Origin of the sequence: Trebonia sp. (genome assembly GCF_049794275.1) — a bacterium.
In the GTDB taxonomy this organism is placed as follows: domain Bacteria; phylum Actinomycetota; class Actinomycetes; order Streptosporangiales; family Streptosporangiaceae; genus Trebonia.
This window is the reverse complement of record NZ_JBARCR010001120.1, coordinates 1-6608: the sequence shown is the minus strand read 5'-3', so window position 1 is coordinate 6608 and position 6608 is coordinate 1. Positions and strand designations below refer to the sequence as shown.

Below are 6608 nucleotides of genomic sequence, written 5' to 3'. Positions count from 1 at the left end.
GCCACATCCCCGGCGCGGTCAGCGCCCCGACCGCGGAGAACGTGACCGCCGACGGGACGTTCCGCCCTCCGGCCGACCTGGCCCGCCGCTTCGCCGCGTTCGGCGCCGCCGACGGCACTTCCGTCGGCGCGTACTGCGGCTCCGGCGTCACCGCCGCCCACGAGGTCCTCGCCCTCACCCTCGCGGGCATCCCCGCGGCCCTCTACACCGGCTCCTGGTCCGAATGGATCACCGACCCTTCCCGCCCGGTCGCCACCGGCCCGGACCCGGGCTAACCCTGGGCTAACCCTGCGTTCGCATCGAGGTTCGGCACATGCAAGTCCCTTCCATCTCGGCTTGCTACGGCACTTCACTCAAGTAACCGAACAGCGGAGAGCCGTTCAGTTGTCACGCGCCAGTTGGCGATGGAGGGGAGCGTGCATGGCATCCGCGTCAACTCGATCTCCCCTGGCCTGATCGAAAGCGGCGCGACGCGGGCGCAGCTCGACGAAACCGGCGGCTGAGCACGCCAGATGCTCGACCGGACGCTCCTGGGGCGACTCGGGCAACCGGAGGAGATCGCAAACGTCGCCTTGTTCCTCGCCTCCGACGCTAGCTCGTACATCACCGGCATCGATATCGTCGTCGACGGCGGCATGAAGGTCTGGTGATGAAACGCACTCAGGCACGTCACGAGCCACCGCTACTGGCCAGTGCTGCCGTGCGTCCAACACACCGGGATCAGTGCCGAGAGGTTCGTCCAACCGGCATCTCCCGGCCTGCCCGAACCACAGGACCCGGTCTCGAGGCACCTGGCGGTCGCGCTGGCGGTGATTTCGGCGTCGCAGCTGATGGTCGTCCTTGATGCCACGATCGTCACCGTCGCACTGCTATCGATCCGAACCGCACTGCACTTCTCGCCTTCAACCTGGAGTAGACGATTTCCGCCTACACCCTTGTGTTCGGCGGATTCCTGCCGCCTTGGCGGGCGGCTTGGCGACGTCTTCGGCCGCCGGCGAATGCTCGCGGCAGACGACGGATACGTGCGGTACATCGAGCAGTCGGGCAGGTCCGTCCTCCCGCTGAAGCCCGGAGAAACGGCACTGATCACGCCGTCGTCGCTCGGCCGGCTCGCTGACACGCCACGGCAGAAGGCCGAATCCCACGGCCCATGGCGCGATCTCCGCACCACGCTCCGCTGGACCAGCACGATACGAGGCTGCTCCCTGTTCGCCTGGGAAGTGACCCTAGGAACCAGGCCGTCACAGACGGCTACAGACCAACACGGCTAGAACCGCCGATATGGCGCTGCCGCCGGCCTTGGAGTCCCCCTTGTTGGCAGACGCCGAACAGTTATTCTGAGCGAATGTGTTCGCCGGCCCCATTTGATGTCGATAACCCACTCGGAGACCCAGTCCATCTACTCGAAACCCACGAGTCGGACGATCACACGGTGTCGACAGCCCGGTAGAGGAACGGAAGGGCCTTCGCAGAATGCTCGCCGGCTCGGGCACGTCACAGTCCAGCCCGGGGGACAGGTCTGCGCGGACTGCCCGAGCGTGGCAAGCTGGCGGCCCTCGTCACAGGTCAGTCCTGGCGGGTCAGCATGAACACCGGAATCTGTCGCGTGGTCTTGGCCTGGGCTTCGCTGAGTTGCGGATACTGCGCGAGCAGCTTCGGCCATAGCTCGGCGCGGGCGGTGTCGTCGAGCTCCTGCGCTAGTACCGTGAACGTCTGGGTATCCACCTCGACCTTGATCCTGGGGTCGGCCTTGAGGTTGTAGTACCAGTTTGGGTGGCCTGGCGATCCTCCATTGGCGGCCCAGATCGCGAAGCGGCCGTCTCCTTGAAGGGAGTAGGCCAGCGGCGAGACGCGCTCGATCCCGGATTTTGCGCCGATGTGGTGGATGAGAATCAGCGTGATGCCCGCCCATGGGCCGCCGACGTGTCCCCCCTTCGCCCGGAACTCCTCAATGATCTTGGTGTTGTAGTCGCTGGGCCCGCTCGGAGCCGAGTTCGCCATGATGTCCTCCAATCCGCAGAAGCGGCGCAGCCTGATCTCGCACCATTGGGCTGTCCTCAGTCTCCGCGCTTGTTTCGGTCGTTGCCTGCTAGCCGTTGGCCATCTGGGTTGTGCCGGGACCAGCCGGGCGGAGAGTCCTCCTGCCGGCCGGATACGGGCAGGTCCCGGTGCTGTCGACGAGGGCGAGCCGGCCATCGAGTAGGTGACGGCATCAGCCATCCCTCCGCTGGTATCCGGGCGGTCTGTGCGGGTATCACGACGGTCCCCCTGCGGTCGCGGGATACTCGTCGTGCCGGTGGAACCATGACCCGTCGCCTTCGTTGCGGCCCAGCGGCGCGCGGTCCAGCCACTGCCACATCGTCCACAGCCCGTCGAAGCCGCGGGAATACGCGGAGTACGTGTGGAACACGTCGTCGCCGTCCCGCGCGAACGCGCTCATGCCGGGCTGCTCGCCTGACCAGTCGCGCCAGGCGACGTTCTCCGCCTCGAGCTGCGCCTGGTCCTTGTAGTTGTACTCCACCGGTGCCACGGCGGGATCGGCCGTCACGTGGAAGTCGTAGTTGAAGCTGCTGCTCAGCGACGAGACCCAGCGGACGTCCCATCCCATCCGCCGCTTGTACGCGACGAGCTTGCCGAGCGGGGCGCGCGACACCACGACGAACGCGACATCGTGGTGCTCGAAGTGCGTGATGCTGCCGGCGAAGCCGTCAGTGACCGCCGAGCAGCTCGGACAGCCTTCGTCCCAGTCCGGATCGAACATGAAGTGATAGACGAGCATCTGCGAACGCCCGCCGAACAGATCGCGCAGCGACGCGTCGCCGTCTTCGGTCGCGAACCGGTAGTCCTTCTCAACCCGCACCCAGGGCAGCTGACGCCGCTGCCGCGCCAGCTCGTCGCTGCGGCGCGTCAGCGCCTTCTCGGCCTCGAGCAGCTCCAGCCGGGCCGCAAGCCACTCTTGACGTGTTCCGGTCTTGTGATCGGTCATTGCTTCTCTCCCTCATGTCGTCGTCCTTCATGTCTGTCTCTTTTTGTTTTCTGCGTGCGCCGCTTCGGCGAGACGTTTGACCGTGGCGAGCCGCCGGTCCCATTGCGCGGCCAGGTCAGCCATGGCCCGAGTGGCCTGGTCAAGACGGCCGGCCTGCACGTGGTAGAGCACCTCCCGGCCCTGTTTGCGCCGGCTGATCAGCCCGGCCTGTTCGAGCACGACCAGGTGTTTGGAGACGGCCTGGCGGGAGAACGGCACGTGGCCGGCCAGCCAGCTGGCACTGACCTCACCGTTGCTGACCAGGAGGTCGAGGACCCGGCGGCGAGACGGATCACCGATGGCCGACCACAGCTCATCATCGGCCTGCGCAGTCGTCATCCCTGCTGGCCCTTCGCGAGCACCGCGGCCAGGCGGTCCAGGTACTCGGCCCAGCCTTCCTGGTGCTCGTCGGCATAACGCTGCTTCTCCGCGCCGGGCCAGTCGCGCAGTTCGTGGCCGCTTTCAGTCACCCGGAGACGGGTCCGCTCCTCGCCCTCGGGCGTCAGCGTGAACTCGACGAGCATCGAGTTGCCCGCCGCCGGCTCCTCGCCGCGGGAATGATTCCAGCGGAATGAGAAGCGGGTCGGCGGATCGACCGTCTCCACGACGACCGGGCCGCCCTGGTCCCCGAACCCCATGTAGCCATGAGCGCCGGGTTCGATCACGAGTTCCACCCGGTCGGCGAACCACTGGCTCATCTGGCCGGGCTCGGTGATGGTGCGCCACACCACCTCCGCCGGCGCCTCGATCAGGACCTCCCGCGCGATCACCAGGCTTGCCATCACTATCAGCTCCCTTCCTATGCGCTCACTAACACGCTCAAGCTGCAACCAACGGTAGCGCGTCAGAAACATACGTGCAACCTTGTGTTGCATGTCCGGGAGAGACATGCAATCATTGGTTGCGCATCGAGGAGGAACGTCCAGCGCCCTCATGGGCTGGCACCACTCTCAATCCGGCAACTTGAGAACCGGAGGCAAGGCAATGGCTGGACGCATCGACCAGATGACGAGCTTTACCTACACGACCTACATTCACGCCACGCCCGAGCGGGTCTGGCGGGGCCTCACCGACCCCGCCGTCACGAGACGCTACTGGCGGCACCAAAGGGCTGGTGAGAAGACCTTCCGCTCGGACTGGAAGAAGGGCTCTACCTACGACTTGGCGCACGAGGAGGTCGGGCTCGTCGTGAGCGACCCCGAACAGGTGATCCTCGAGTCCGATCCCTACCGTCGGCTGGCATACACCTGGCACACGTTCACGCCCGAGTGGGCCGCCCAGGTCGGCATGGACGAAGACACCGCTGACGCCTGGCGGGCCGAGCCCCGCTCCAAGGTCGCCTTCGACATCGAGGACACCGGGCACGGCGTGGTGAAGCTCACGGTCATCCACAACAGCTTCGAGTCTGGTAGCGACGTTCTCCAGGCCATCTCCAACGGCTGGCCCGCCGTCCTTGCCAGCCTGAAGACCTTGCTCGAGACCGGAACCGCCTTGCCTGGGTCGTAGGCTGTGCCACCCGAACGAGGTGCCGTCACAGCTCATCCGGATCCAGTACCCAGCGTCATAGCGGCCCGCATTGGTCTCTCTGGCTGCCCCGGACTGCGAGACAGATCAGGCTTATCGATGCGGGCTCTTGCCACTCGACTTTCGCAGTTCTCGGGGTCCGGCGGAATCTGCGTAGCGCCGGCTTCGGATAGGGGTGAGGCTGGCGGGGTGTTTGCGCGTTCATCATGAACACCGGCGTCACTCCAGATGGGTCCGCGGCAATCGGATGGCTTGACCGTAATCGGCGGGCGATATTCGCGGTGACACACGTTTTGTTACTGATGGTGACCTGCCGTCCGGGGTGGCTGACTGATGCGCGGATCTGGGTGATCTGCGCGTCCATCGGTGTCGTCGGTCGTCCGTTGCCCTTCAGCTCTGGCCCTCCGCTGCCTTCTTGGCCTCGTCGGAGGTCAGGCGATAGCTCCGCAGTTCCCGTATCCGCTTCCGCAACAGCGGGGCGAGGAGACGGCTGATCAGCGCGGGGGCGATCCGGTAGGCGCGCCAGACCCAGCGGATCGAGGCCGGGAAGACGATCACCGCCTGGTTCTTTTCGACACCGTTGAGGATTACCTGTGCGGCTCGCGGCTCCATCATCCAGGCCGCGAGTCTGGCGCTGGGGCTCGCCTTGTCCTGGGGGATGTTCACCGTCACGGCGGTCTGGTAGATGCTGGTCCGGACGAAGCCGGGGCAGACGACGCTGACCTTCACCCCCCAGATCGGCCGTTTCGATGCGCAGCGACAGGGACAGCCCGACGACGGCGTGCTTGCTGGTGTTGTAGGGGCGTTGAACGGTCCGGGCAGCAGCCCGGCTGATGACGAGGTGTTGACGATGTGGCCGAATCCCTGCCGGGTCATGATCGGGTAGGCGGCGAGCGTGCCGTAGATGACCCCGAACAGGTCCACGCCGAGTACCCGGCGCCAGTGCTCGGAGGTCAGGTCGCGGGCATCGCCCCCCGATGCCGATGCCGGCGTTGTTGAACAGGTAGTCCAGCCGGCCGTGGCTGGCGGCGGTTTCCTCGACCGTCAGCCTGACGGCGTCTTCGCTGGACACGTCGACCTGGCGCGCCTCAGCCCGGCCGCCTTGGCGGACGATCGCCTCGGCGACGCGCGACAAGTCGCCGGAGTTGATGTGGGCGACGACCACTGTCGGCCCCGCGGCGCGCGAGCTCCTGGCTGGCAGCCTCTCCGATCCCGGATCCTCCGCCGGTTACGATGGCGATCTTACCGAGCAGGCTCATCACTGCCTCCTCTGCCGATACCAGTCATGTCCCGCCTCCTGGTCAGCCGGGGCTGCCCGAGCCTGCCGGATACGCTGGCCCGGTTTCCGAGGCGGCTTGACGGGGCGTGTCACCAGATGAGCGGGACGAGCCGCTGGTGCTGCGAGGCGTAGGCGCGGTACCGGTCGCCGAGCGTGGTCATCAGCGCGTTCTCCTCGATATGGATGCGCCAGAGGATGACGGCCAGCGGCAGCAGGGCCATGACGGCCAGGCCGGCCCAGTTCGCGGAGGCCAGGCCGACCCCGACGCAGGCCAGCAGGATCCCGGTATAGCTGGGGTGGCGCAGCAGGCGATACGGGCCGGTGGCGACCACCGACTGGTCGGTGCTGACCATGACGGTGAAGGTGAAGTATTCACCCAGCGTCTTGAACGACCACCCGCGCAGCACGAGCCCGGCCACCAGGATCGCCATCCCGGCGGCGAAGGCGACGGCACCGGGCCGGATCGCGGCCGCCGGGACGATGTGCGGGGCCAGGTAGAGGAAGACGCTCGCGGCGATCAGGCTGGCCAGGAAGACGACCCGCGAGATTGGGCCGCCGATCTTGGTGGCTCCCTTCCTGGCTTCCAGCCCTTGGGAAAACTGGCTGGATTCCATCGCTCCCCAGGCCAGCACGACAACCAGGAGCAGCAGGCCGGCGATGTGGTTGGTATCGAAGTAGGGCTTCATCTCTCCTCCAGGGCGGTCAGATGGGTGGTGGCTGGCCCGGCGCGATGGCCGGGCCGGCGCCGGGGTCCGGGCGGGCCGCGCGCTCGAAGAGGGC

Annotated in this window: 9 protein-coding genes and 1 pseudogene; 3 read left to right on the top strand and 7 right to left on the bottom strand. The window is 66.7% G+C overall.

Going from position 1 to position 6608, the window contains the following annotated elements; translation table 11 throughout:
- Both WA805_RS27900 and WA805_RS27895 read left to right on the top strand, forming a co-directional pair.
- On the top strand, positions 1-275 hold a 275-nt coding region (locus WA805_RS27900; RefSeq protein WP_425243817.1), incomplete at its 5' end, for a sulfurtransferase.
- A gap of 237 nt (positions 276-512) precedes the next feature.
- Entirely contained in the window at positions 513-650 is a 138-nt protein-coding gene (locus tag WA805_RS27895) for an SDR family oxidoreductase (RefSeq protein ID WP_422275000.1), read from the top strand.
- Positions 651-1566: 916 nt separating this feature from the next.
- Here WA805_RS27895 and WA805_RS27890 read toward each other — a convergent pair.
- The 4 genes from WA805_RS27890 to WA805_RS27875 form a co-directional block, all read right to left on the bottom strand.
- Entirely contained in the window at positions 1567-2001 is a 435-nt protein-coding gene (locus WA805_RS27890; protein ID WP_424564020.1) for a nitroreductase family deazaflavin-dependent oxidoreductase, read from the bottom strand.
- A 253-nt stretch (positions 2002-2254) separates the two neighbouring features.
- Complete coding sequence (locus WA805_RS27885; protein ID WP_422285937.1) at positions 2255-2986, bottom strand: DUF899 domain-containing protein; 732 nt, start codon at positions 2984-2986, stop codon at positions 2255-2257.
- A 27-nt stretch (positions 2987-3013) separates the two neighbouring features.
- Positions 3014-3364, bottom strand: coding sequence for an ArsR/SmtB family transcription factor (locus WA805_RS27880; RefSeq protein ID WP_425243816.1), 351 nt, complete (start codon positions 3362-3364; stop codon positions 3014-3016).
- Entirely contained in the window at positions 3361-3807 is a 447-nt protein-coding gene (locus tag WA805_RS27875; protein WP_422278727.1) for an SRPBCC domain-containing protein, read from the bottom strand. Before WA805_RS27875 ends, WA805_RS27880 begins: the two co-directional genes overlap by 4 nt.
- Before the next feature lie 202 nt (positions 3808-4009).
- On the opposite strand from WA805_RS27875, the gene WA805_RS27870 reads away from it, so the two are divergent.
- Positions 4010-4531, top strand: coding sequence for an SRPBCC family protein (locus WA805_RS27870; protein WP_422278723.1), 522 nt, complete (start codon positions 4010-4012; stop codon positions 4529-4531).
- Positions 4532-4939: 408 nt separating this feature from the next.
- On the opposite strand, the gene WA805_RS27865 is transcribed toward WA805_RS27870, so the two are convergent.
- The 3 genes and pseudogenes from WA805_RS27865 to WA805_RS27855 all read right to left on the bottom strand — a co-directional run bounded on the left by WA805_RS27865 (position 4940) and on the right by WA805_RS27855 (position 6514).
- A complete protein-coding gene (locus tag WA805_RS27865) occupies positions 4940-5473 on the bottom strand; it encodes an SDR family NAD(P)-dependent oxidoreductase (protein WP_424559874.1) in 534 nt (177 codons plus the stop codon).
- Between the two features lie 112 nt (positions 5474-5585).
- Positions 5586-5714: pseudogene (locus WA805_RS27860) on the bottom strand (hypothetical protein); the annotation flags it as partial.
- Between the two features lie 203 nt (positions 5715-5917).
- Entirely contained in the window at positions 5918-6514 is a 597-nt protein-coding gene (locus tag WA805_RS27855) for a methyltransferase family protein (RefSeq protein WP_425243815.1), read from the bottom strand.
- Between the last annotated feature and the right edge of the window lie 94 nt (positions 6515-6608).